This is a genomic window from Pseudomonas sp. 15C (assembly GCF_055484735.1).
The window spans coordinates 1-23226 of record NZ_JBUDGD010000070.1; the positions used below are offsets into that span (position 1 = coordinate 1).

Consider the following 23226-nt stretch of genomic DNA (forward strand, 5'->3'; position numbering starts at 1 on the left):
TGAAGGTGGCTCGATCGTTTACACCGCCACGCTGACCAACGCTGCTGGTTCGCCAGTGACCGTGACCTTGTCCAACGGTGCCGTCATCACCATCAAGGCAGGCGAAACCACCGGTACCACAACCGTTCCGGCACCGACCGACGACGTCTACAAAGACGCCGGTTCCGTGCAGGCGACCATCACCAGCGCTACCGGTGGCAACTTCGAAAACCTGGTGCCGAGCACGGCTCCAGCTGTCACTAGCGTGACCGACACCATCGACACGACGACAGTAAAACTGACCGCGACCGCCACTGCGGCTGAAGGCGGCAACGTCGTCTACACCGCAACTGTCGGTGCTCCGGTTACCGGCTCACCAGTTGTGGTAACTCTCGCCAATGGTCAAACCATCACCATCGGCATCGGCCAAACCATCGGCACCGCGACTGCCACCGCACCGAACGATGCGTTGACCGGTCACGCACCGATCACCAACTCGATCACCAATGCGACTGGCGGCAACTTCGAAAACCTCGTAGCCGACAAGACGCCGGTCAGCACCAACGTGACCGACACCGTCGACACCACTAACCTGTCGCTGAGCGCAACCGGTTCTGTGGCCGAAGGTGGTCAGATTACCTACACCGCAACCCTGACCAACCCTGCCGGTTCGCCTGTGACAGTAATCCTGTCCAACGGCGCCGTGATCACCATCAAGGCTGGCGAAACCACCGGCACCGCGACCGTTGCTGCGCCGTCCGACGACGTCTACAAAGACGCTGGCAGCGTGCAGGCAACCATCACCGGCACCAGCGGCGGCGGTTTCGAAAATCTCGTTACCAGCACCGCTCCGGCGGTCACCAGCGTTGCCGACACCGTCGACACCACCACCGTCAGCATCAGCGGCAGCACCTCGGTGACCGAAGGTCAGACCGCCACTTACACGGTCAGCCTGAACCACCCGGCGCAAACCGAAGTGACCCTGAAAATCGTCTACAGTGGCACCGCCGCCGACGGTTCGGATTTCACCGGCGTCTACACCGTGAAGATTCCGGCGGGCGCGAGCAGCGCGCAGTTCAACGTCGCCACCCTCGATGACAAGATCACCGAAGGCACCGAAAATTTCGTGGTCAAGATCGATTCGGCCACTGGCGGCAACTTCGAGAACCTTGCGGTCAGCGCCACCAATGGCAGCGTCAGCACCTCGATCATCGACAACGATGCGCCGCCGGTGCTCGACCTGGATGCCAACAACTCCAGCGGCGCCACCGGTGCCGATTACAAAGTGACGTTCACCGAGAACACTCCGGGCGCGGGCGTGTCGATTGCCGACACCGATATCAAGATCACCGACCCGGACAGCACCCTGCTGACCGGCGCCACCGTGGTCCTGACCAACCGTCAGGACGGCGATGCGCTGAACCTGGGCAACAGCGTCAACGGCATCACCATCAATGCCAACAGCACCAACGGCACGGTGACCTTGACCCTGTCGGGTAACGCGACGCTGGCCGACTACATGCAGGTCATCAAGAACATCAGTTTCACCAATGGCAGCGAAAACCCGAGTAGCGTGCCGCGGATCATCACCGTGACCGTGACCGATGGCAGCAACTACTCCAACACCGCGACCACCACGGTCAACGTGGTGGCGGTCAACGACGCACCGGTGGCGGCGCCGAGCAATGTCACCGGCAGCGAAGACACGCCGCTGGTACTTGGCTGGTCGACCTTCGGTGTCAGCGACGTCGACAGCCCGGCCAGCAGCCTCGGGATCAAGATCACCCAGCTGCCGGGCGAAGGCAAACTGCAGTATCTGGACGGCTCGACCTGGAAGGACGTGGCCAATAACCAGACCTTCACCAAGGCCGACATCGACGCGGGCAAGCTGCGCTTCCTGCCGGATGCCAACGAGTCGGGTGTCAATGGCTACGGCGGCACCGGCCTGGGCAACAACCAGGCGGATTACGCGCAGATCAAGTTCCAGCCAACCGACGGTCAACTGCTGGGCAACACCGGCACGGTGAAAATCGACATCACGCCAGTGGCAGACGCGCCGACTGTGAACGTGGCCGACAATAGCGTGAAGTCCACCGGACTGATCAAGGAAGTCTGGACCGGTCTGTCCGGCCTGGGTACCAGCGGCAATGGCGCGGACTCGACCACGTTGAAAAACGTCATCGATGGCGCCGGCACGCCGAATTCCAGCGGCAATGTGACCAACGTACAGTCCGACGGCAGCGTGACCGCCGGCACAGCGTCGAAGACCTCGGGCCTGATGTACCTGGAAGCCGGCAAGACCTACACCTTCAGCGGTGTCGCCGATGACAGCTTGCTGATCACCATCGGCGGCAAGAATGTGGCGTCGGGCACCTGGGGTGCGGGCGGGGCGATCAACGGATCGTTCACCCCGACCACCAGCGGCTATTACACACTCGACATCTACCACCACAACCAGAGCGGCCCGGGCAGCTACGACGTCAACCTGTCGGTCAATGGCAGCACGCCGATCGACCTGAGCAATGCTGGCGTGCCGATCTACACCGGCGTGCAGGATCTGATCAACTCGGGCGTCACCGTCTCCGATCTGCACGGCACCAACGGCGAAGGCTATTACGACGGCTACAAGCTCAACACTGGCGCCGAAGGCACCACGGTGAAACTGTCGGCGATCAGCACCGCGCTGACCGATACTGACGGCTCGGAAACCCTGAGCGTGAAAATCAGCGGTGCACCGGTCGGTTCGGTACTCAGCGATGGCGCCGGGCATACCTTCACCGTCACCGCGAGCAACGGCGAAGCCAACGTCACCGGCTGGAATCTCGGCAGCCTGACCGTGACCCCGCCGACCTACTACAACGGCCAGTTCAACCTGACCGTGACCTCGACCTCCACCGAAATGGTCGGCGGTTCGGCGAGCAGCACCGCGACCATTCCGGTCACTGTGGTGCCAGCGGTCTACAACGCGGTCGTGGCAACTTCGGGCGACGACACCGTCACCGGTACCGATGGCAACGACATCATCGTCGCCGACATCGGTGGTCTGACCGTGGTGCCGGGCACCAACTACAACATTGCCTTCATGGTCGACAGTTCCGGCAGCATGAGCGCATCGTCGCTCAACGCGGCCAAGGACTCGCTGACCTCGGTGTTCAACACCCTCAAGCAAAGCCTGGGCGGCAGCAACTCAGGCACGGTGAACATCTTCTTGGTGGACTTCGATACTCAGGTCAACAAATCGGTGTCGGTCAACCTCAACGACCCGAACGCGCTGAACCTGCTCAAAGCGGTGCTGGACTCGATGGGCTCCGGCGGCGGCACCAACTACGAGGACGTGTTCAAGACCACGGCCAACTGGTTCCAGAGTGCTGACGCGGTGGCCAACACCGGGGCGAAGAACCTTACGTACTTCATCACCGACGGCCAGCCGACCTACTACCAGAGCGGCGAACAGACCAACCCGACGCTGTACGGCAGCGTCAGGCTCGACAGCGTGGTCAATACCAGCAACTACAAGCCGGGCGACAGCTTCAGCACGTACATCGACAACACCCACTACCTGAGCATCAACAGCGCTGGCACTGTGGTTTTGCAGACGTACAAAAACGGCAACTGGAACTGGAGCAACCTGGGCACTATCCACGCTCAGGGTGACGGCACCTACGAGCTGTCGAGTCTGAATGGCAGCGGCAACAGCACCGACTGGTACACCACCGACAATTCCACCAGCAGCTTCGCGTTGCTCAATGGCCTGTCGAACGTCGAAGCCATCGGTCTCAACAGCGGCGTCAGCCTTAACGATCTGAAGCCCTACGATTCGGATAAAACCCCGCAGACCAACATCGATCCGAAGGATCTGGCCAACTCGATCATCGGCCACACCGAAGCGACGATGCCGGGCAACGACACCGTCAACGGCGGCGACGGCAACGACATCCTGTTCGGCGATCTGGTGAGCTTCAACGGCATTGCCGGTGAGGGTTATCAGGCAATGCAGGCGTTCGTCGCCAAGGAAACCGGCGTCGATGTCAGCAAAGTCAGCACCAGCAACGTGCACCAGTACATCACCGAGCACTATCAGGCGTTCGATGTGTCCGGTGCGCATGACGGCAACGACACCCTGCTGGGCGGCGCGGGCAATGACATCCTGTTCGGCTCGGGCGGCAACGACCTGCTCGATGGCGGCAAAGGCAATGACATCCTGCTCGGCGGCAGCGGCAACGACACGCTGATCGGTGGCAAGGGCAACGACATCCTCATCGGTGGTTCCGGTGCCGATACCTTTGTCTGGAAGGCAGGCGACACCGGTAGTGACGTGATCAAGGACTTCAAGGCCGCCGACGGTGACCGGATCGACCTGCGCGACCTGCTGCAGGGCGAGACCGGCAGCACCATCGACAACTTCCTGAAGATCACCACGGTCGACGGCACGTCCTCGCTGCAAGTCAGCTCGGGGGGCAAGTTCAACTCCGGCGATGCCGCGGCGGCAACACCGGACGTGACGATCAAACTGGAAGGCAACAACTGGTCGAGCGCCAGCCTGCACAACCTGATTGCCGGCAGCGACCCGACCATCAAGGTCGACCACAACAACAGCTGATGCATAAACAAAACGGCCGCCCTCAGGGGCGGCCGTTGCGTTGTGTCAGTCACCCCGGTGACGATTTTGTCGTCGCACCGCATACTTGCGCACAGTTGGCTATGCTGCTGACAGCACGACGCTGGTTCTTTTCCGAGGGATGCTCAATGTTTTACGTGCAACGCGATGCGCAAGGCCAGTTGATTCGCGTGGAAGCTGCGGCGTACGCCGAAGCCACGGAAACGCTGCCGGCCGACAACCATGAAATCCAGGCGTGGTACGCCAACGAAGCCGTGGAGAACAGCCTTAAACAGCTCAAGCAGAGCGACTTCGAGATGATTCGGGTACTCGACGACCTGATTCAGGTGCTGACCCAAAAAGGCGTGATCCGCGTCACCGACCTGCCCCCCGCGGCCCAGGCCAAACTGATGGACCGCAACCAGGCGCGTGAGGCGCTGGGCGGGTTGAGCCAGTTGATCGATGAGGATGAGGGCGGGTTGATCTGATCCACCCGGAATCAAGAGCCTACCCTCATCGGAACACCGCCCGCCCAGCCCTCTCCCGAAGGGAGAGGGAGCCGACCGAGGTGTCTGGCGCTATACGTCGACCTGAGAGATCGGGCCGATTATGGATTCAGCGGAGTTCTTGCAGGTCGGCGTATTACATCAATATCCCACGGTCAGTCCCCTCTCCCTCTGGGAGAGGGCTAGGGTGAGGGTTGCTTTTGCGATGACTCACCGCCAAGGCTTCGGCTCACCCAGCAACTGCCCCTGCACGCCATACAAGCCCATCTCGCGAATCACTGACAGCTCGCCTTCAGTCTCGACCCGCTCGGCAATCAGCGGCAGATCGATGCTGTGCGCCGCGCGCTGGATCGCTTCGATGAACAGGCGTTTGTCGCTCTCCTGATCAATCGCCCGAATGTAGCTGCCATCGATCTTCAAGTACGCCAGGCCCAGCCGCGCCAGGTTGCCGATCATGCTGAAGCGACCGCCAAAGCGCTGCAGGCTCAAGGAGAAGCCCAATTCGCGCAGGCGTCGGGTCAGTTGCTCCAGCAGCGCTTGTTCGGGCAACTGCTCTTCGCCGATTTCCAGGGTCAGGCGCGAACCGAGGTGGGAGTGTGCGCGCAGAATCTCGAAGACCTTGTTCAGCGCCTGCGGATCAGCAAGGGTGGCCGAAGACAGGTTCAGTGCCAGCGAATCTTCGTGCTCTTTCATTTGCTCCAGCACGCGCTCGAGCATCAGGCGGTCGAGCCGCGCCGTCCAGCCGAAGCGCTCCAGCCACGGTAGAAAGCGCCCGGCCGGGATGGTCTGGCCCTGCTCATCGAGCAAGCGAGAAAGCACCTTGTAATGCAGCACCAGTTGCGTGTCCTGCGCCGCCACCACCGGTTGGAAATACAACTCGAAACGCTGCTGATCCAAAGCCTGATCGAGCAAGCGATGCCAGGCGTGGTGATCATCGCCTACATCCGCTGTCAGGCTTTGATCGATGCACGCCCAGTTCTGCTCGCCCTGCCCTTCGGCCTGCGCCAGCGCTTGATCGCCCAAGGTCAGGACCTGCTGCGGCGAATCCCCGTAAGCGAACGGCGCCAGACCGATCGAAGCCACTGCGGCGACGTCGGTAGCGCCCGTCGCGTGCAGACTGCTCAGTGCGCTGTCGAGGTTTTGCGCCAGTTGCAGCGCCTCTTCGCGGACCAGCCCCGGCGCCAGCACGGCAAACTCACCGCCACGAATCCGCGTAATCAGGTTCTGGGTTTCCGGGTATTTGGCGCATTCGCGCGACAGTTGCTCGCCCACCGCTTTCAACAATTCATCGGTGCGCTGGCCGCCGAGGCGCTGGTTGAGGCCGGCCAGATCCTTGACCCGCAACAGCAGCAGATAACCGGAACTGGCCTGCTCCGGATTGCTCACCCGGTCATTGAGCTGCATCTCGAAATAACGCCGGTTGGCCAGCCCGGTAAGATTGTCCTGATAGGACTCGGCGCGCAGTTTTTCACTGCGTTCGGCCTGCTCCTGAAACAGCGCCTTGAGCTTCTCGACCATCTGATTCATCGCCTGCACCACACGGCGCAGTTCCGGCGTGCGCGGCAACTCCGGCAGGCTGAGGAATTCGCGCCGGGCGATCGCGTGGGATTGCTGGACCATGTAATCCAGCGGCTTCAACTGCCGGCGCAACAGCAACGCACCGAGTACTGCGCTCAGCGCACCGCAGAGCAACAGCCAGCCGAGGCTGCCCAGCGCGCTCTGCCACAACTTGGCCACGGCGAACATCGGATGGCTGACCACCTCGACCCGCGCCGCCTGCTCCCAGCCACGGCTGACCAAGGCGTCGCCACCGGCCGGTTCCAGGCCGATGAGTTTGACGAACCAGTCCGGGACATTGCTCACGGCGGGAATGCCGCTGCGCTCGACGATGGTCTGATCGGTCTTCACGTTGACCACTCGAATGCTCGCGTAATAACCACTGTCGAAAATCGAGCTGACCAGCAGCTCGACCATCGCCGGGTCGTCGATATTCGGCGTCAGCGACAAGGCCAGCGCCGTCGCGGCGTCCTGCGCGTGGGAGCGCAACTGATTGACGTACTGGGTGCGCGAGCTCTCCAGACTGACCATGAAGCTGCCGGTGAAGGCGACCACCAGGAACAGACAGATAGCGATCAACAGCTGTTTGAACAAAGACATCTGAGCGCGTGCTCCTAGTTAGTCGTCTCGACCGGGAAACCTTCGGCCTGCATTTTCTTCAAGACATCCTGCCAGCGCGACAGGCGTTTGGTGTCGCCAACCTTCTTGTTGCCCTTGGCCCCCGGCAGATACAGCCCTTCGGCATTGAAAGAGTAGACGGGCAGCAAATCAGTCCGCTGCGATGCCGGCTGAATCGGATCGATCAGGCTGTCGAGCACCAGCGGCATGGCATCGGGGGTGGCATAGTAAGTCAGGACCATGTGCGCGCGGTTCTGGCGCAGTGCCTTGACGTAGGTGATGCGCAGCTTGTCACTGGAAACCCCGAGGTGGCGCAGGCTGAAATACTTGGCGATCGCATAGTCTTCGCAGTCGCCGGCGCCCTTCCACAAGGCTTCGATGGGGGTTTCCCAATAGTCGACCTGCCGCCACAGATCGATGTCTTCGACGTAGCGCACCTGTTTGTTGAAAAACAGGTTCACCACTTTCAGCTTGTCCGTTTCGCTGGCTTGCTGCTGTGTTGCCAACAGATTCTGCCAGGCATCGATGCGTTGCTGGCCGGCGCCGAGCGGCCCGTAGAGCGCAGTGGCCTTGCGGCTGATCGCGGAAAAATCCCAATCGGCATGCAGGCCGCCCAGCATGACGCCGGCCAGCAGCAGTGCGCAGCCTGACCAGCGCAACGTCCGAGGGATCGCGAATCGTACCGCCACAGCAGGTTTCCAGAGGGCAAAAAGGGAAGCGTTCGATGTTGAAGCTTAGCCCGCTAAAAAACAATGGCACCATGAGATCATCACTGGCACGCTAAACTGTAAATGTAACCTCGTTCTTCTACACGGTTTGACAAGCTGTAGAGCAATCACTAGTGTCATTTGGATCCAAATCACCGACCTACAGGGTGCGTAGTCGTGACACAGAAGCCCAAACCGCTGCACAGCATTAAAGTCGACGGACCGATTCCTGCGCATCTGGCCCGTTCGGTCATTGAAGAAACGTTACGTTCGGCGATTCTCGATGGTCGACTGCCCTGCGGTACGGCGCTGCGCCAGCAGGATCTGGCGGATCTGTTCGGTGTCAGCCGCATGCCCGTGCGCGAAGCCTTGCGCCAGCTCGAAGCGCAGGAATTGCTGAGTGTGACCACGCACAAAGGCGCAGTGGTCGCGCCGTTGATTCAAGGCGATGCCACCGAAACCTACGAGTTGCGCATCCTGCTCGAATCCGAAGCCATGCGTCAGTCGATCCCGCTGCTGACCGAAGCCGATCACGCCCAGGCCGCCGCGTATATCGAGGAGCTGGAAGCGCAGCTCGATTACACCGAAATCGGCCGGCTCAACCGTTTGTTCCACATGGCCCTGTACAGCAAAGCGCCGAACAAACGCCTGCTGCGTCTGGTCGAGGACGGGCTTAACGAAGAAGAGCGCTTCCTGCGTTTCAACCTTGAGTCGATGGGCCTGGGCAAATTATCCCAGGACGATCACCGGGCGATGCTCCAAGCCGTGCGCGAGCGTGACATCAAGCTGTCTATCGAGCTGCTGGAGCAGCACCTCAACCGCGGTGTCGAGGTCATCACCCGCTACCTCGCTACACCTGCGGCACAAAGCCGTTCGGTTGCCCGCTGAGACCGTAACTCCCGCGAATCACCCGCTTACAAATCCCCAAGCGATCGCCCGCCCCGCGGCGGGCTAGTCCTCGCTCCCGCTCGCCCTCTCCTGCACCGTTCTGCCCAATCCTCACGGCGTGGCACCGACGAATCGGTCATAGCCGTAGCGACAAATTACCCGCACTCTTGAACGGCCACCCCATACAGAACGGGGACGCGCCGACCTGACGGTGCAGTCCCCGCAACAGGAACCTACGGAAGGAGCCTTGTCACGGGAAAAAGGAAGTTCTGGCGCCGGTCCCGGCCAACTTTCATCCCCTATCAATCAATCAATTCTTTTCAATAAAAAAGTTGCTTCGAGTGAGGCATTCACTCTTGTTATCCAATTTTGGCCGTTATTGGCTGAAAGGAGTAACTACGCCAAAATAAAACTTTTCCCGAAAGTCTTATTGGAACTTTACGCACTTGAAAAACAGCAAACTTAAATTAATTAAAATTGCGCTTGTTAAATGTTTGCTTCCTGTATTAGTTTTTTCTCCGCCGAAGTTGAGCCTGGTGTTCGCTTCGGCACGCGGCGCCATGAAGTAGCGCACCGCACAGGCCGCACGCCTGCATAGCAGGGCTTTGCGCAAAAACACGCCGGGCAGTTTGTTTACCGGCACCCAACTTCAATTGATGCGGACCCACAACTAACCCGGCGCAGCATTAACTGCGCAATTGCACAAGCAGTTCCATTTCACCCCAATGATTAAGGACGTCATCATGCCTTCCAAGCACCAACTCGCCTTGAAGAAAGTAGAACTCAGCAATCATCCAATCTTTGCCGAGATCACTTCGTTATCAATATTGCGTCGTTTCATGGAAACCCATGTATTCGCCGTGTGGGACTTCATGTCGCTGACCAAGCGCCTGCAGCAGGAACTGACCTGCACCCGATTGCCCTGGTTACCACCGCGCGATCCGCAGGCCGCCCGGCTAATCAACGAAATCGTGCTTGGCGAGGAGTCGGACGATCGCCTGGTCGATGGGCACTACAGCCACTTCGAGTTGTACCTGGACGCCATGCGCGAAATCGGCGCCAGCACCACAGCGGTCGAACGTTTCGTCGCGCTGCAACAGGAAGGCGTGAGCTACGACGTCGCGCTGCGAAGCGTCGAGGTTGATCCGGCCGCCGCGCAGTTTGTCCGCGACACCTTGCACACCGCGTTGCATGCGCCGGGGCACAGCGTCGCTGCGGCGTTTCTGCACGGTCGCGAGAGCGTGATCCCGAGCATGTTCCAGCGCATCCTCGATGACTGGGGCATCGGCATCGAGCAAGCGCCGACCTTTCGCTATTACCTGCAACGGCATATCGAGGTCGATTCCGAAGATCACGGCCCGGCGGCCGAGCACCTGCTCCAGCGCCTGGTCGACGGCGACCCGCAACGCGAAGCCGAGGTCTATGCCAGCGCCGTCGCCGCCGTGGAAAGCCGCATCGCTTTGTGGGACGGCCTGCGCCTGAGCATGCGCGAACCGTTGGCGGAGGTGGCCCAATGAACGCTGCCGACTATCAATCTTTCGCCGACGCCTGGGAACAGCGCGCGACCATTCGCACCCGGCCGCGCCGGGTGCTGGAAGACGACGAGCGCCTGATCTATCCGCTCAGCCGCCAACCCTTGGTGCTCAGCGATACCTTCCTGCGCGAATGCCCAGAGCAACGTGATTTCGCCCTCGTGCAGACGCTGTACAAGTTCATCAACGATGTGGTGATTTTCGAGACGGAAATCGTCGACAAAACTGCGCGCAGCATCGCCAAGAATCGCTTCGCCGTGGCATTCCCCTTCGCTTGTCGTTACGACGCGATGACCGTGGTGGTCGATGAGGATTACCACGCGCTGGTGGCGATGGATTTCATGCAGCAGACGGTCGCCATGACCGGCATCGAACCGATCCAGCTACCCGACCAGATCGAACTGAGCCGGGCGATCCCCGCCGCCGTGGCGTTGGCGCCGGAGCATTTGCGCAGCGCTGTAGAACTGATTTGCGTGGCCATCGCGGAAAACACCGTGACCGGCGATGTCGCCGCGTTCGCCCGCGACGACTCGGTCAAGCCGTCGATCAAGGGGCTGATGGCCGATCACCTGCTCGACGAGGGTCGCCATTCGAGTTTCTGGGCGCGCATGGTGCGCATCTACTGGCACACCGCAAGCGAAGCCGACCGCGAAACCATCGCGCAGATTCTGCCGGTGTTCATCGGCCACTACCTGACCAACGACATTCAAAAGTCCTTCGACCTGCGCCTGATCGACGCGCTGCCGGTCAGCGAAGCCACGCGCTGTTCGCTCCGGGAGGAAATGGCCGGCCTGGCCTTCCCGATCAATCGCCATCACCCGCTGGTAGGCAACATCGTCAGGTTCTTCCACAACAGCTCGCTGCTCGACGCGCCCTGCGTGCAGCACGCCCTGCGTGACTATCTGGTTTGACAAGGAGGTCTTCATGAAACGTCTCGACATTTTATTGATTGGCGCCAGCCAGGCCATGACCGATCTGGCGCTGGAATTTGAACAACACGGTCACTCGGTGCAACGCAATGCTGCCGCGCAAGCGCCGGTGGATCTGATCATCGACGATGGCTTCATTGGCGCTGGCGATCGCTGCGCCATCCCGCACCTGCATTTGCGTCTGGGCGTCGGTGCGAGTCGCGCCGGTTTGCCGATCCTCGACTTGCTGTGCTTTCGCGGCTCGTCACTGATCAGCCGCGTGCCGATCGGCGATGAGCCGTCAGGCAACGGTCAGGCGCTGCGCCAGCGAGTTCTGGCGCATGTGGTCGATGAAGTGGCGCTACTGGTCAGTCGCCTGTCCCGCGACGGCGACTATCTGCAACAGCTCACCCCGCTGAGCGCGCCGGATTTCGAGCGCATGGAAAACCTGCGCTTTCTCGACAGCCTGGCTTATGTCCATCGGCGCAACGACACGGCGAATGCCGCGCTGCTGGAACAGGCACAAGTGAGCGTCATCGAGCGTCTGCAACAGAGCCTGATCAAGCACGCTGAACGGCCAGCGCTGCACCTCGGCGAACGTTGCATCAGCTATCGCCAATTGCACGCCCACAGCCGAGCGATTCAGCAGCGCCTGCACGCGTTGCTGGAGCCGCATTCGCAGCCGTGGATCGTCGCGGTCTGCCTGCCGAAGAGCCCCGAGCTGTTCGCATCGATCCTGGCAATCCTCGGCAGCGGCGCCGTGTATTTGCCGCTGGAGCCGAGCCATCCGTTGCCGCGCCAGCAGTACATTGCGCAAAACGCCGGCGCGCTGCTGTTGCTGCATGACGGTGAGCATCCGCTCAGCAACACAATGCCGGGGCTGGACGTCAGCCTCATCGACAGCGCCGCAGTGGATCTCGACCTGCCGTTGATGCGTCAGCGCCCCGAGCTCGATGCACCCTGTATGGCGCTCTACACCTCCGGTACCACCGGGCACCCGAAAGGTGTGTTGCTCAGCCAGGCCAACCTCGCGCATTTCACGGCGTGGTACGCCGATTACGCGCGGTTGCAGGCCGAGAGCCGAGTGCTGCAGTTCTCCTCGCTGAGCTTCGATTCGTCGCTGATCGACATCTTCGCGACCCTGCTCACCGGCGCCGAACTGGTGGTGCCCGACGACACGCAACGGCGCGATCCGTTGCAACTGGTGGCGCTGATCCGGCGCCGGCAATTGACTCACGCCTTCCTGCCGCCAGCGCTGTTGAGCATTCTGCCGCTGGAGCAACTCGAAGGCGTGCAGGTGATGACCGGCGGCGACGTCTGCGAGCCGTACGTCATCGAGCAACTGACCCGTCAGGGCACCCTGCACAACCTTTACGGTCCGACCGAAGCCACCGTGCTGATCACCGCGCGACAACTGCAAGCGGGCGACAGCAACCGCAGCCTCGGCGCGCCGATCGCCAACAGCCAGGTGCTGATTCTTGATGACGATCTGCAACCGGTGCTGGAAAACACCGTCGGCGAATTGTTCATCGTCGGCCCCGGCGTCTGCCTCGGTTACCTGAACAATCCGCAGCAGACGGCCGAGCGTTATCTGCGCCTGAATCTGCCGGACGGCCAGACACTGCGCGCCTACCGCACTGGCGACATGGCGCGTTGGGGCGAGCAAGGTATCGAGTTGTGTGGGCGGCGCGATAATCAGGTGAAGATCCGCGGTTTCCGGGTCGAGCCGGAGGAGATCGAACGCTGCCTGCGTGAGAGCCAGTTGTACCGGCAAGTGGCGGTAGTGATCGACAGTCAGCGCAGGATTCTGGCCTTTCTCGCTCAGCCGCAGTCGGCCACTGCCCGCGACGAACTGAAGGCTCACGCCCGGCAATTTCTACCGGACTACATGCAACCGGTGGCGTGGACTGAACTCCCCGGCATGCCCTCCGCCAGCAACGGCAAGGTCGACCGTAAGGCGTTGCTGGAAATGCCCGTGAGCATGCAGGACAGCGGGCCGAAACGCCTGCCGGTCACTGCCGACGAAGCGCTGCTGCTGGAAATCTGGGCCGAGTTGCTGGAGCTGCCAGGCAGCGATATTTCCACCGATGAAAGCTTCTTCAATCTGGGCGGCCATTCGATCTTGCTGTCGCGAATGTTGCTGCGTTTGCGTGAAGAATTCGGCCGCAGCATTTCGATCAATCGCTTCATCGAACAGCCGACCATCGCCAAGCTCGCAACCCTGGTGCGCGGCACCGATGACAGCGCCGTGCTCAGCGCTCAGGCCATGGCTGACGCCGAACGCACGCTGGAAATCCAGGCGTTGCCGATCAGCCGCATGGGCGATGTGCACAAGGTCATCGTCACCGGCGCCAACAGTTTCGTCGGCGTGCATATTGTCGAAGCGCTGCTCGGTTGGGGCGCCAGCGAAGTCGCCTGTCTGGTGCGTGACAGTGGCGGGCAAACGGCAGCGCAGCGCTTTGCCCAAGCGTTGCGCGAGAATCGCCTGGAGCACCTGGATCTGAGTCGCGTGCGGGTCTATGCAGCGGACCTCACACGCCCGCAACTGGGCCTGAGCGACGCGGATTATCAGCGCCTCGATCATGAGTTCGGCGCACTGGTGCACAACGCCGCCAACGTCAACCATGTGCTTGATTACGAGTCGCTGGCAGCGGACAACGTCGAGCCGATTTTCGCCCTGCTGCGCCTGTGCGAAGGGCAAAGCAAAAAGGTCTTCAACTTCGTCTCGACATTGTCGGCGTCCAGCAGCGTCGATGACGCGGGTCGCGTGTTGGAACTGCCGGCCGCGACGACGCCACCCATCTACATCCGCAACGGCTACAACCTGTCGAAGTGGGTTGGCGAGCGCATTCTCGAAAGGGCCCGAGAGCGTGGCGTGCGGGTCAATGTGTATCGCCCCGGCAACATCAGTTTCAACAGCCTGAGCGGCGTCTGCCAGCCGCACAAGAACCGTTTGATGCTGATGCTCAAGGGTTCGATTCAACTCGGCCAGGTCCCGGCCTTCGCGTTGAATTTCGATCTGATGCCGGTGGACTTCCTGGCCCGCTTCATCGCCTTCCATGCCAGCCGTTATTCGCCTGACCGTGCGGTGTTCAACCTGCACAACCCCGAGCCGCTGAGCTGGGACGCCTACGTCGCTTCGTTCCGCGAAAACGGCAGCGAGTTTTCGCTGGTCAGCGTCGCCGACTGGCAACAGCAGTTGAGCCGGGTCGACGCCGACAACGCGCTGTTCGGCGTGCTCGGTTTCTACCTCAACGGCTTCGAAGAAGACATCGGCGACATCTCCCTGATCGGCCACGCCAACGCTGAAGCCGGCGTGCAGCAGATGGGCGCGCATTACCCACAGAAATCCCCGGCACTGCTGCGCCGCGGCTGCGATTACCTGAAAGAAATCAAGTTCATCTGACGCAACATAAAAGGAGCACCACCATGAGCAATCTGCAACCGGACACCCTGATCAAAAACCCCCACGGCTGCCACGTCGTGTCTTCGGTGCAAGTGCCGGCGGACGCGGCGCAAGTCTGGGCGGTAGTCGGCAACTTTGGCGCGTTCGAGCGTTTCATTCCGGCGCTGTCGCACATCGAAATGACCGGCGAGGGCGTGTCCTCGCTGCGCAAGAAAATCTTCAAGGATGGCAACGTTGTGGTCGAGCAACTCAACTCCCGCGATGAGCAGGCACGGAGCATGACCTGGACGACGATCTATAACACCTTGGGCGTGGCGAATCTGTGGGCGGCGATGAATGTCGAGGCGCTGGGCGAAGGGCAATCGCGGGCAACCTGGACGATCATTGCCGAGCCGGCGTCGGGCGGCGAGGAAGCGCTGCCGGGGTTCAGGGATTTTGTGCAGGGGTTTGCTGATGATGCGATGGGGAATGTGCTGAAGCTGTTTGTTTAAGAGTTGAGTCCGGCGGTGAATGCACCACCGCTATCGCTGGCAAGCCAGCTCCCACAGGATTCGAGTCGTTCACAAATAAAGTGTTCGCCAAAATTCCTGTGGGAGCGGGCTTGCCCGCGATTGAACGATAACGCGGTCTTACGAACCGCTATCAGATCTTGAAGCTGTCCACCAACTGCTTCAACCGGTTGGCCTGCTGCGACAACGCATCACAATCCTTCAACGTCTCGTTGAGGTTAGCCACGCTTTGCTGGTTCAGCAGGTTGATCTGGTTGACGTCGACGTTGAGGGTTTCGACCACGGCGGTCTGCTCTTCCGTGGCCGCGGCCACGGACTGGTTCATGCCGTCGATTTCGCCGATGCGCTGGGTCACGCTGACCAGGCGCAGACCGGCCTGATTGGCCACTTCCACGCTCTGCTCGCTGGACGCCTGACTGGCATTCATCGTGGTCACCGCTTCACGCGAGCCGACCTGTAGCGAAGTGATCATCTTGTGGATCTCTTCCGCCGATTCCTGAGTGCGATGGGCAAGGTTACGCACCTCGTCCGCCACTACTGCAAAACCACGCCCGGCCTCACCGGCACGCGCCGCTTCGATCGCCGCGTTGAGCGCCAGCAGGTTGGTCTGCTGCGAAATGCCTTTGATCACATCGAGAATGTGGCCGATGTTGTCGGTGCTCGCATTGAGGGTTTCGATCTGCGTGCACGACAGACTGATCTTCTGCGACAGCTCGGTCATCGCTTGAATCGTCTGCTCGACCACCTGACGCCCGTCATCCGCCTGCTCGCTGGCGCCGCTGGCGTGTTGCGAAGCATCGGCAGCGTTGCGGGCGATCTCCTGGGTGGCAGCACCCAATTGATTGATGGCAGCCGCGACGCTGTTGGTGCGCGCGCTTTGTTCGTCAGAGCCGACGATCGAGGCGTTCGACGAGGCCATGACCCGTTGCGACAAGTCATGCACATGACGGGTGGCCGAGGACACTTCGGAAATCGACGCGTGAATCCGTTCAACGAATTGGTTGAAGGCACTGCCCAGTTCGCCAAATTCGTCTTTGCTTTCTACCGAGAGGCGTCGAGTCAGATCGCCTTCGCCCTGAGCGATGTCCTGCATCGCACGGCCCATGGTGGTCAGCGGTCGCATCAAGACGTTGATCAACAGACTCAACAGCAACGCAATCGCGGCCACGGCGACAAACATCGCGATCAGCGCCGAGGTGCGGAATTGGCTGAGCGCCGCGTAGGCTTTGTCGTGATCGATCGACAGACCGATGTACCACTGCGCATTCGGCAGGTCGTTGACCGGGGTGAACGACAGAATCCGCTCCTCGCCGTTGAGCACGACGTTCTGGTTGCCCTTCTCGATGCGCACGCTGGTGTTCGGGTAGATGTCTTTCAGGTTTTTCATGACCTGATCCTTGTCCGGGCTGACGATCACCTGACCGTCAGCGCTGACCAGGAACGCATGGCCAAGGCCTCCGAAGTCCACCGAGTTGATGATCTTGACCAGGGTTTCCAGGCTCAGGTCGCCACCGACCACGCCGAGCAATTCACCGTTCTTCTTCACCGGCATGGCAATCGTCACTACCAGCCCGCCAACCGCGGCCATGTACGGCGGGGTCAGCATGGTTTTATCCGCGACCACCGCTTGCTTGTACCAGGGGCGCTGACGCGGATCGTAGCCGTCCGGCATCTTCGCGTCCGGGCGTTGGGTAAACACACCGTTGGCCTGGCCAACATAGGTGAACTGGAAATTCGAGGTGAAGGCCGGCTGATCGACCAGCCCCGGCAGATCGGCGTCCTTGCCCTGATGAGCGACGTTCTGCGCGAGGTTTTCCAGCACCAGAATCCGCCCGCTCATCCAGTTCTGCACGCTGCTGGCGGTCAGATCACCGGCCTGCTGAACGGAAGACTGAAGGTTCTGGCGAATGGTGCTTCGCTGCAGATAGTCGTTGTAGAGCGTGAACAGCGCGAACGCCAGGACCACGACGCCCGAGGCGGCCAGTAGAATTTTATGGCTGAACTTTAAATTCATTTCATGGGACTTCTTATGCCAAAAGTGGGGATGCGTTCCGGATGCAACATTCCATGTACAGCGCAGGCAGCGTTCTTCCGGCCGCTCTACTTTGGTGCACGCATGTCTCACCAGTCTGTCGGCACGCGTGGGAGAAATCTTAGGGTTGCGTTGGAAATGGATCGCGTTTCTGTCGGATTCCCGCCGAACGGCGGGCCAGAGCGGCTGAGGGAAGATTTTTCCGCGCGCTGCGTGAGCAGCGGTTGCAAACTCTGCGATCCTTGAAGACAATGCGACTAATTATCATTTGTGACGTCCGGGCTGTCGCGTTCATGTCCTCCCCCGAGTTTGCGGTACAGACGCTTTATCGTTGTCATCACGGCTGGCTCAACACCTGGCTGCGCGTGCGGCTGGGCAACGCAGCGGATGCGGCGGATCTGGCACAGGACACCTTCGTCCGCCTGCTGCAACGCAGCGAACGCCTGGAGCTCAAAGCCCCTCGCGCGTTCCTGCGCACCATCGCTCGTGGCTTGGTGATCGATCACTGGCGCCGCGAAGAAATCGAGCGTGCGTACCTGGAAACCATCGCCCATTTGCCCGAAGCCGAAACGCCAGGCAGCGAAGCCCGCGCCCTGATCATCGAACTGCTGGAAAGCATCGCGCGCATGCTTGAAGGACTGAAACCGAAGGTCCGTCAGGCCTTTCTGCTGGCGCAGTGCGAAGGTCTGACCCACAAGCAGATCGCCGAGCAGATGGGGCTATCGTTGCGCTCGGTGGAACGCTACGTTGCCGAAGCGCTGTATCACTGTTATGTCTTGCGGTACGCGCACTGATGCCGCTGGACAACGCTGCACTTGGCCGCCGCGCCGAGCCGCCACCGCAGGTAGTCAAACAAGCCATTCACTGGCTGCTGCGCCTGCGCAACAACCACGGCAATCCACGGCTGAGTCGCCAGTGCGAACAATGGCGGGCCGAACATCATGAACACGAACTGGCCTGGCAGCGTGTGCAGTCGCTGCAAGCCGAACTGAGCAGCAACCTTCGTGCGGTGCCCGGCGCACGAGTGGCGTTCAATACGCTGGAAAACAGTGCGCAAGGTCTCGGCCGGCGGCAGGCCTTGAAGTTGCTCTCAGGCGCATTGCTGTTGGGCTCCGCCGCGTGGCTGGCCAAGGACAGCGGGGCCTGGCAGCAATGGAGCGCCGATTACGCCACCGCGACCGGTGAGCAGCGCGGTTTTCAATTACCCGATGGCACGCGCATCGAGCTCAACACCGCCAGCGCGGTGGACCTGCACTACACGACGCAGCAGCGCCTGATCAAACTCACTCGCGGCGAGATCATCGTCAGTTGTGGCGGCTCCGACGAAGGCGCGCCGTTCGATCGCCCGCTGCGCGTGCAAAGCCGTCACGCTACGTATGCGCCCATTGGCGCTCGCTTCATTCTGCGTCAGGACAACGATTGCAGCCGGCTCACTGTGACCAGCGGCCGCGTTGCCATTGTTTCCGGCGGTAATTCGGTCGAAGCCGTCGCCGGCCAGAGCTACCGCATCGACCACCTGCAGATTCGCCCGGTGCCGGCACCGGATATGGACGCCGGCGCGTGGGTCGACGGTTTGATCGTCACGCGCAATATGCGCCTCGGTGATTTCCTCAATGAAGTCGGGCGCTACCGTCAGGGTGTGCTCAATTGCGCAGCGCAGATAGCCGACCTGCGCCTGTCCGGGGTGTTCCGACTGGAGGACACGGACAAACTGCTGGCGGTACTGCCGCAGACCCTGCCGGTGCAATTGCGCTACCGGACACGCTGGTGGGTAAACGTGGAACGTGCGGTGTGAAATTTTTTGGCGGGTTTTCGCAAGGGCTTCGGCTTAGTCAGTAAGCACTTCAATCCAAGCGTTTGCGACTTCCTACGGAAACCCACAATGACTGTCCGCGCCCACTGTAAGAACTCTCTGAATTTCACCATTGAATCGAGCCTGCTGCAGCACGCCGTTCGCGCCGCGCTGTTTTCTACCGCGCTGAGTGTGGGTGTATTGCCAGGCGTGAGCCTCGCTGCCGACGTCACTGCCGGTGCGGTCAGCCCGCGCTATGACATCGCTGCGGGGCCGCTGGACGAGGCGCTGAATCAGTTTGCGCGTCAGGCGGGCATCACTTTGTCGATGACCCCGCAACAGACTCAGGGCCGCCACTCACCGGGGGTTCGGGGCGAATATTCCACCGATCAGGCGCTGAGCCATTTGCTCGGCGGCTCGGGTCTGGAAGCGGTCAGCCAGGATGGCAGCCGCTACATCCTGCGCCCGCTCGCCGAGAGCGAAGCGCTGGCCCTGCCGACTACTGACATCAAAGGCTTCGCCCTCGGCAACGCGCTGGGCAGCATGGCGGGCTACAACGCTACTCACAGCCAGATCGCCACCAAAACCAGTACCGCATTGCTCGAGACTTCGCAAAGCGTGTCCGTGGTCACGCGCGAGCAAATGGATGACCAAGGCTCACAGACCGTCTCTCAGGCCATGCGCTACGCCCCGGGCGTGCTGACCAATCCTTATGGCGCGACTCATCGTTACGACTACGTGGCGATGCGCGGTTTCAACGATGGCTCGGTGGACAACATTTATCTCGACGGTCTCAAGTCGATGGGTGACAGCGGTACTTACAGCACCCTGCAAGTCGACCCGTATTTCCTGGAGCGAGTGGACATTCTCAAGGGCCCGTCTTCGGTGTTGTATGGCCGCAGCTCACCCGGCGGTCTGGTCGCGCTGACGAGCAAGAAGCCGCTGTACGAGGCCTATCATCAAGTACAGGCCACGGTGGGTAATCAGGGGCAACGCGGGTTCGGTTTTGACTTCAGCGGCCCGGTCGATGACGACAAGCGCATTGCCTATCGTCTGACCGGTTTAACGGATCGCTCCGACACGCAATTCGACCACAACAAGGAAAAGCGCTACGCCCTGGCGCCGACCCTCAGCATCGACTTCAGCGAAGACACCTCGCTGACACTGCAGGCTTATCTGCAACATGACCCGGATGGCGGCTACCATGGCGGCGTGCCGGCGGATGGCACGATCCATCAGCGCAACGGCCAGCGTATCTCGACGGATTTCTTTGAAGGTGAGCCGGGTATCGATGGTTATTCGCGCGACCAGCAATCCTTCGGGTATCAGTTCGAGCATCGCTTCAACGACGTCTTCACCGCGCGCCAGAACTTCCGCTACCTCGATTCCAAGGTAAACATGGATCAGGTCTACGCCTATGGCTGGACTTCGCCGACCAGTAACGAGCTGAACCGCTACTACACTGGCGGTGATGAACGCCTGCATGCGTTCATCGTCGATAACATGCTCCAGGCCGAGTTTTTTACCGGTGCGACGAAGCATACGGTGCTGCTGGGCGCTGACTATCAGCGGCGCAAAACCGTGGTGGACTGGACCAGCGGCGGTCTTGCTCCGATCAACGCCTTCAATCCGGTGTACGGCAACTCGGCCATCGATATGTACGGCGAGACTAGTTATCTGCGACGCCTGGAGCAGACCGGGGTTTACCTGCAAGACCTGATCGAGATGGACCAGTGGCGTTTCTCACTGGGCCTGCGTCAGGACTGGGTCGAGACATCTGACGAAAACCGCATCGCCGAAGCAGGACGCCCTGCTGGCACCGAGATCAACGATCGACGCACCAAACTGACCGGTCGCGCCGGTGCGCTGTATCTGTTCGAAAACGGCCTGGCGCCGTATATCAGCTACTCGGAATCGTTTAACCCGAACTCCTACGCCGACAGCGCCGGCAATCCGCTGGCACCGACCGACGGCACGCAATGGGAAATCGGCTTGAAGTATCAGCCGCCGGGCACCGACAACCTGTTCACTGCATCGCTGTTTCGCATCGATCAGGAGAACCTCGCGACCAAGCTGCCGCAGGAAAACTTCTACCGCGCGGTAGGGGCTGTTCGCTCCCAGGGGTTGGAACTGGAAGCGCACACGCAACTGACCGACAACCTCAAACTCCTCGGCAGTTACACCTTTACCGACATCGAGTATTCGAAGTCGATGATCAGCACCCTGAGCACCTCAACCGACGTTATCGAGAACAAGGGCAACTCACCGACCCAGGCGCCGCGGCACATGGCCTCGTTGTGGGCGGACTATAAATTCGACAGTGCCGCACTTGATGGCTTGCGCCTGGGTGGTGGTGTTCGTTATGTCGGCTACAGCTGGGCCGATGCGGAAAACACCCTGAAGGTGCCTTCCTATACGTTGTTCGATGCCTCGATTGGTTATGACTTGGGCAAGGTCGGTTTGAAAGGCGTCGACGTACGCCTGAATGCAAACAACCTGACCAACGAATCCTATGTGGCTTCCTGTGCCAGCCTGAACTTCTGCTACATGGGCGAAGAGCGCAATGTCGCGGCGACGGTCAGCTACCAGTTCTAACCATTTGTTTCGTGCATGAAAAAAGCCAGCGCCTGAGCTATCAGGCGCTGGCTTCGTCGTTTTTGCAGGGGGTTTCTCATGCGTGCTTTTCTCGTGTTGTTGCACCGCTATATCGGTTTGGCGACGGCGGTCTTTTTGTTGCTGGCCGGACTGACGGGCAGCATTCTGGCGTTCAATCATGAGCTGGACGAGTGGTTGAATCCGCAATTTTATGCGGCGTCTGCAGTGGGCGAGCGATTGCCTCCCGGTGATTTGGTTGACGCTGTACAAAAGGCACATCCGACGCTGCAAGTCTGGTACATGGAGTATCCAGACGAGGTCGGCCATACGGCGTTGCTGGCCGCAGTTGCGCGCAATAACCCGGCGACCGGCAAGCCATACGATGAACGCAATCAGGTGTTCTATCTGGATCCGGTGAACGCCGAGCAGAAGGGTCAGCGCTATTGGGGCGAATGCTGTTTACAACGGGAGAATCTCATCCCGTTCATTCTCGAGTTCCACTACAACCTGACGTTGCCAGGCAATTGGGGATTGTGGTTGATGGGCTTGGTGGCGGTTGCCTGGGTGATCGATTGTTTCGTTGCCCTCTGGCTGACGTTGCCGCGTGGAAAGCCATTCTGGAAGAAGTGGTCGACTACCTGGAAAGTAAAGGGCGGACACGCTTATCGGCTCAACTTCGATCTGCACCGCGCCGGGGGATTGTGGCTGTGGTTGTTGCTGCTGCCGATCGCTGTCAGCAGCGTGGCCATGAACTTGCCGAGCCAGGTGTTCAAGCCTGCAGTGTCGTTATTTTCGTCGATAGAGCCGAGCGTCTACGAGGCGCGAGCACGAATGCCCGCAGATGAACTGGGCGCGACGCAGTTGAGTTATCAACAGGCATACGACAGGGCGTTGCAGGAAGGAAAAAGGCTAGGGCTGACAGCACCGATTGGTGAACTGTATTACAGCTTTGAATACAACTTTCACGGTGCCGGATTCGGGCAACATGACACCGAAGCGCATGGCAAATCCTGGCTGTTCTTTCATGGTACTGACGGTCGATTGTTAGGGCAGGAGATAGCGGGACAGGGAACGTTGGGCGAGCAGTTCTACCGATTGCAACTTCCGATACATGGCGGGCGGATTTTCGGGGTTACCGGGCAAATCATCATCGCAGTGTTAGGCGTCATGATTGCAGGCTTGTCGGTCACCGGTGTCTATATCTGGTGGCGCAAATGGCAGGCTCGACGCATCAGCAAGGCACGCAGACCCGTTTGATCATTGAGTTTCCGGTTGCGGAAAAGACAAAACCCCAATTGCTTTCGCAATTGGGGTTTCGGAATTGAATCTTGACGATGACCTACTCTCACATGGGGAAACCCCACACTACCATCGGCGATACATCGTTTCACTGCTGAGTTCGGGATGGGATCAGGTGGTTCCAATGTTCTATGGTCGTCAAGAAATTCTTTATCTGGCCCGTCAACACGGTAACAAGCCAGCAAAAACAGGAACTTCTACTAAAACAAAACCCCAACTGCTTTCGCAATTGGGGTTTCGGAATTTAATCTTGACGATGACCTACTCTCACATGGGGAAACCCCACACTACCATCGGCGAT

13 protein-coding genes, 1 rRNA gene and 1 pseudogene are annotated in these 23226 nt (G+C 60.3%); 11 read left to right on the forward strand and 4 right to left on the reverse strand.

What is annotated here, in order from left to right:
- Both ACYYKW_RS23795 and ACYYKW_RS23800 read left to right on the forward strand, forming a co-directional pair.
- Positions 1-4579, forward strand: a pseudogene (locus ACYYKW_RS23795) (LapA family giant adhesin); the annotation flags it as partial.
- A 146-nt stretch (positions 4580-4725) separates the two neighbouring features.
- Positions 4726-5064, forward strand: a complete 339-nt coding sequence (locus ACYYKW_RS23800; RefSeq protein WP_090288078.1) for a tryptophan synthase subunit beta — start codon at positions 4726-4728, stop codon at positions 5062-5064.
- Between the two features lie 228 nt (positions 5065-5292).
- On the opposite strand, the gene lapD is transcribed toward ACYYKW_RS23800, so the two are convergent.
- Together lapD and lapG are read right to left on the reverse strand one after the other, a co-directional pair.
- On the reverse strand, positions 5293-7239 hold the full coding sequence (gene lapD, locus ACYYKW_RS23805) for a cyclic di-GMP receptor LapD (protein WP_464991334.1): 1947 nt from the start codon (positions 7237-7239) through the stop codon (positions 5293-5295).
- A 14-nt stretch (positions 7240-7253) separates the two neighbouring features.
- The gene (gene lapG / locus ACYYKW_RS23810) at positions 7254-7946 is read right to left on the reverse strand and encodes a cysteine protease LapG (RefSeq protein ID WP_090288073.1); all 693 of its coding nucleotides are present in this window, start codon (positions 7944-7946) and stop codon (positions 7254-7256) included.
- Positions 7947-8141: 195 nt separating this feature from the next.
- Here lapG and ACYYKW_RS23815 point away from each other — a divergent pair, with 195 nt between their 5' ends.
- The 5 genes from ACYYKW_RS23815 to ACYYKW_RS23835 all read left to right on the forward strand — a co-directional run bounded on the left by ACYYKW_RS23815 (position 8142) and on the right by ACYYKW_RS23835 (position 15189).
- Entirely contained in the window at positions 8142-8852 is a 711-nt protein-coding gene (locus ACYYKW_RS23815; RefSeq protein ID WP_464991335.1) for a GntR family transcriptional regulator, read from the forward strand.
- A 743-nt stretch (positions 8853-9595) separates the two neighbouring features.
- Positions 9596-10369: a DUF3050 domain-containing protein gene (locus tag ACYYKW_RS23820; protein WP_093096062.1), complete on the forward strand. Its 774-nt coding sequence runs from the start codon at positions 9596-9598 to the stop codon at positions 10367-10369.
- Entirely contained in the window at positions 10366-11295 is a 930-nt protein-coding gene (locus ACYYKW_RS23825; protein WP_464991336.1) for a diiron oxygenase, read from the forward strand. Before ACYYKW_RS23820 ends, ACYYKW_RS23825 begins: the two co-directional genes overlap by 4 nt.
- Positions 11296-11308: 13 nt before the next feature.
- Positions 11309-14698, forward strand: a complete 3390-nt coding sequence (locus ACYYKW_RS23830; protein ID WP_464991337.1) for an amino acid adenylation domain-containing protein — start codon at positions 11309-11311, stop codon at positions 14696-14698.
- 23 nt (positions 14699-14721) lie between these two features.
- Positions 14722-15189, forward strand: a complete 468-nt coding sequence (locus ACYYKW_RS23835) for an SRPBCC family protein (RefSeq protein ID WP_336357175.1) — start codon at positions 14722-14724, stop codon at positions 15187-15189.
- A gap of 151 nt (positions 15190-15340) precedes the next feature.
- Here the strand turns inward: ACYYKW_RS23835 and ACYYKW_RS23840 are convergent, their stop codons facing one another.
- Positions 15341-17221 carry a methyl-accepting chemotaxis protein gene (locus tag ACYYKW_RS23840; RefSeq protein ID WP_090288062.1) on the reverse strand — a complete coding sequence of 627 codons (1881 nt, stop codon included), beginning with the start codon at positions 17219-17221 and terminating at the stop codon, positions 15341-15343.
- Between the two features lie 311 nt (positions 17222-17532).
- Between ACYYKW_RS23840 and ACYYKW_RS23845 the strand changes: the two genes are divergently transcribed.
- The 4 genes from ACYYKW_RS23845 to ACYYKW_RS23860 all read left to right on the forward strand — a co-directional run bounded on the left by ACYYKW_RS23845 (position 17533) and on the right by ACYYKW_RS23860 (position 22883).
- Positions 17533-18033, forward strand: coding sequence for a sigma-70 family RNA polymerase sigma factor (locus tag ACYYKW_RS23845; RefSeq protein ID WP_093096080.1), 501 nt, complete (start codon positions 17533-17535; stop codon positions 18031-18033).
- Positions 18033-19034, forward strand: coding sequence for a FecR domain-containing protein (locus tag ACYYKW_RS23850; RefSeq protein WP_464991338.1), 1002 nt, complete (start codon positions 18033-18035; stop codon positions 19032-19034). Before ACYYKW_RS23845 ends, ACYYKW_RS23850 begins: the two co-directional genes overlap by 1 nt.
- Before the next feature lie 87 nt (positions 19035-19121).
- Positions 19122-21626, forward strand: coding sequence for a TonB-dependent siderophore receptor (locus tag ACYYKW_RS23855; RefSeq protein ID WP_464991339.1), 2505 nt, complete (start codon positions 19122-19124; stop codon positions 21624-21626).
- 78 nt (positions 21627-21704) lie between these two features.
- Positions 21705-22883, forward strand: coding sequence for a PepSY-associated TM helix domain-containing protein (locus ACYYKW_RS23860; protein ID WP_464991340.1), 1179 nt, complete (start codon positions 21705-21707; stop codon positions 22881-22883).
- A gap of 69 nt (positions 22884-22952) precedes the next feature.
- On the opposite strand, the gene rrf is transcribed toward ACYYKW_RS23860, so the two are convergent.
- Positions 22953-23068 (reverse strand): 5S ribosomal RNA (gene rrf, locus ACYYKW_RS23865).
- Positions 23069-23226 lie beyond the last annotated feature (158 nt).

What these genes read in the sequence shown, in the direction of transcription:
- ACYYKW_RS23800 (WP_090288078.1), top strand. Translation starts at nt 4,726, where the DNA reads ATGTTTTACGTGCAACGCGATGCGCAAGGCCAGTTGATTCGCGTGGAA.
- lapD (WP_464991334.1), bottom strand. Translation starts at nt 7,239, where the DNA reads ATGTCTTTGTTCAAACAGCTGTTGATCGCTATCTGTCTGTTCCTGGTG.
- ACYYKW_RS23820 (WP_093096062.1), top strand. Translation starts at nt 9,596, where the DNA reads ATGCCTTCCAAGCACCAACTCGCCTTGAAGAAAGTAGAACTCAGCAAT.
- ACYYKW_RS23825 (WP_464991336.1), top strand. Translation starts at nt 10,366, where the DNA reads ATGAACGCTGCCGACTATCAATCTTTCGCCGACGCCTGGGAACAGCGC.
- ACYYKW_RS23830 (WP_464991337.1), top strand. Translation starts at nt 11,309, where the DNA reads ATGAAACGTCTCGACATTTTATTGATTGGCGCCAGCCAGGCCATGACC.
- ACYYKW_RS23835 (WP_336357175.1), top strand. Translation starts at nt 14,722, where the DNA reads ATGAGCAATCTGCAACCGGACACCCTGATCAAAAACCCCCACGGCTGC.
- ACYYKW_RS23840 (WP_090288062.1), bottom strand. Translation starts at nt 17,221, where the DNA reads ATGAATTTAAAGTTCAGCCATAAAATTCTACTGGCCGCCTCGGGCGTC.
- ACYYKW_RS23845 (WP_093096080.1), top strand. Translation starts at nt 17,533, where the DNA reads ATGTCCTCCCCCGAGTTTGCGGTACAGACGCTTTATCGTTGTCATCAC.
- ACYYKW_RS23850 (WP_464991338.1), top strand. Translation starts at nt 18,033, where the DNA reads ATGCCGCTGGACAACGCTGCACTTGGCCGCCGCGCCGAGCCGCCACCG.
- ACYYKW_RS23855 (WP_464991339.1), top strand. Translation starts at nt 19,122, where the DNA reads ATGACTGTCCGCGCCCACTGTAAGAACTCTCTGAATTTCACCATTGAA.
- ACYYKW_RS23860 (WP_464991340.1), top strand. Translation starts at nt 21,705, where the DNA reads ATGCGTGCTTTTCTCGTGTTGTTGCACCGCTATATCGGTTTGGCGACG.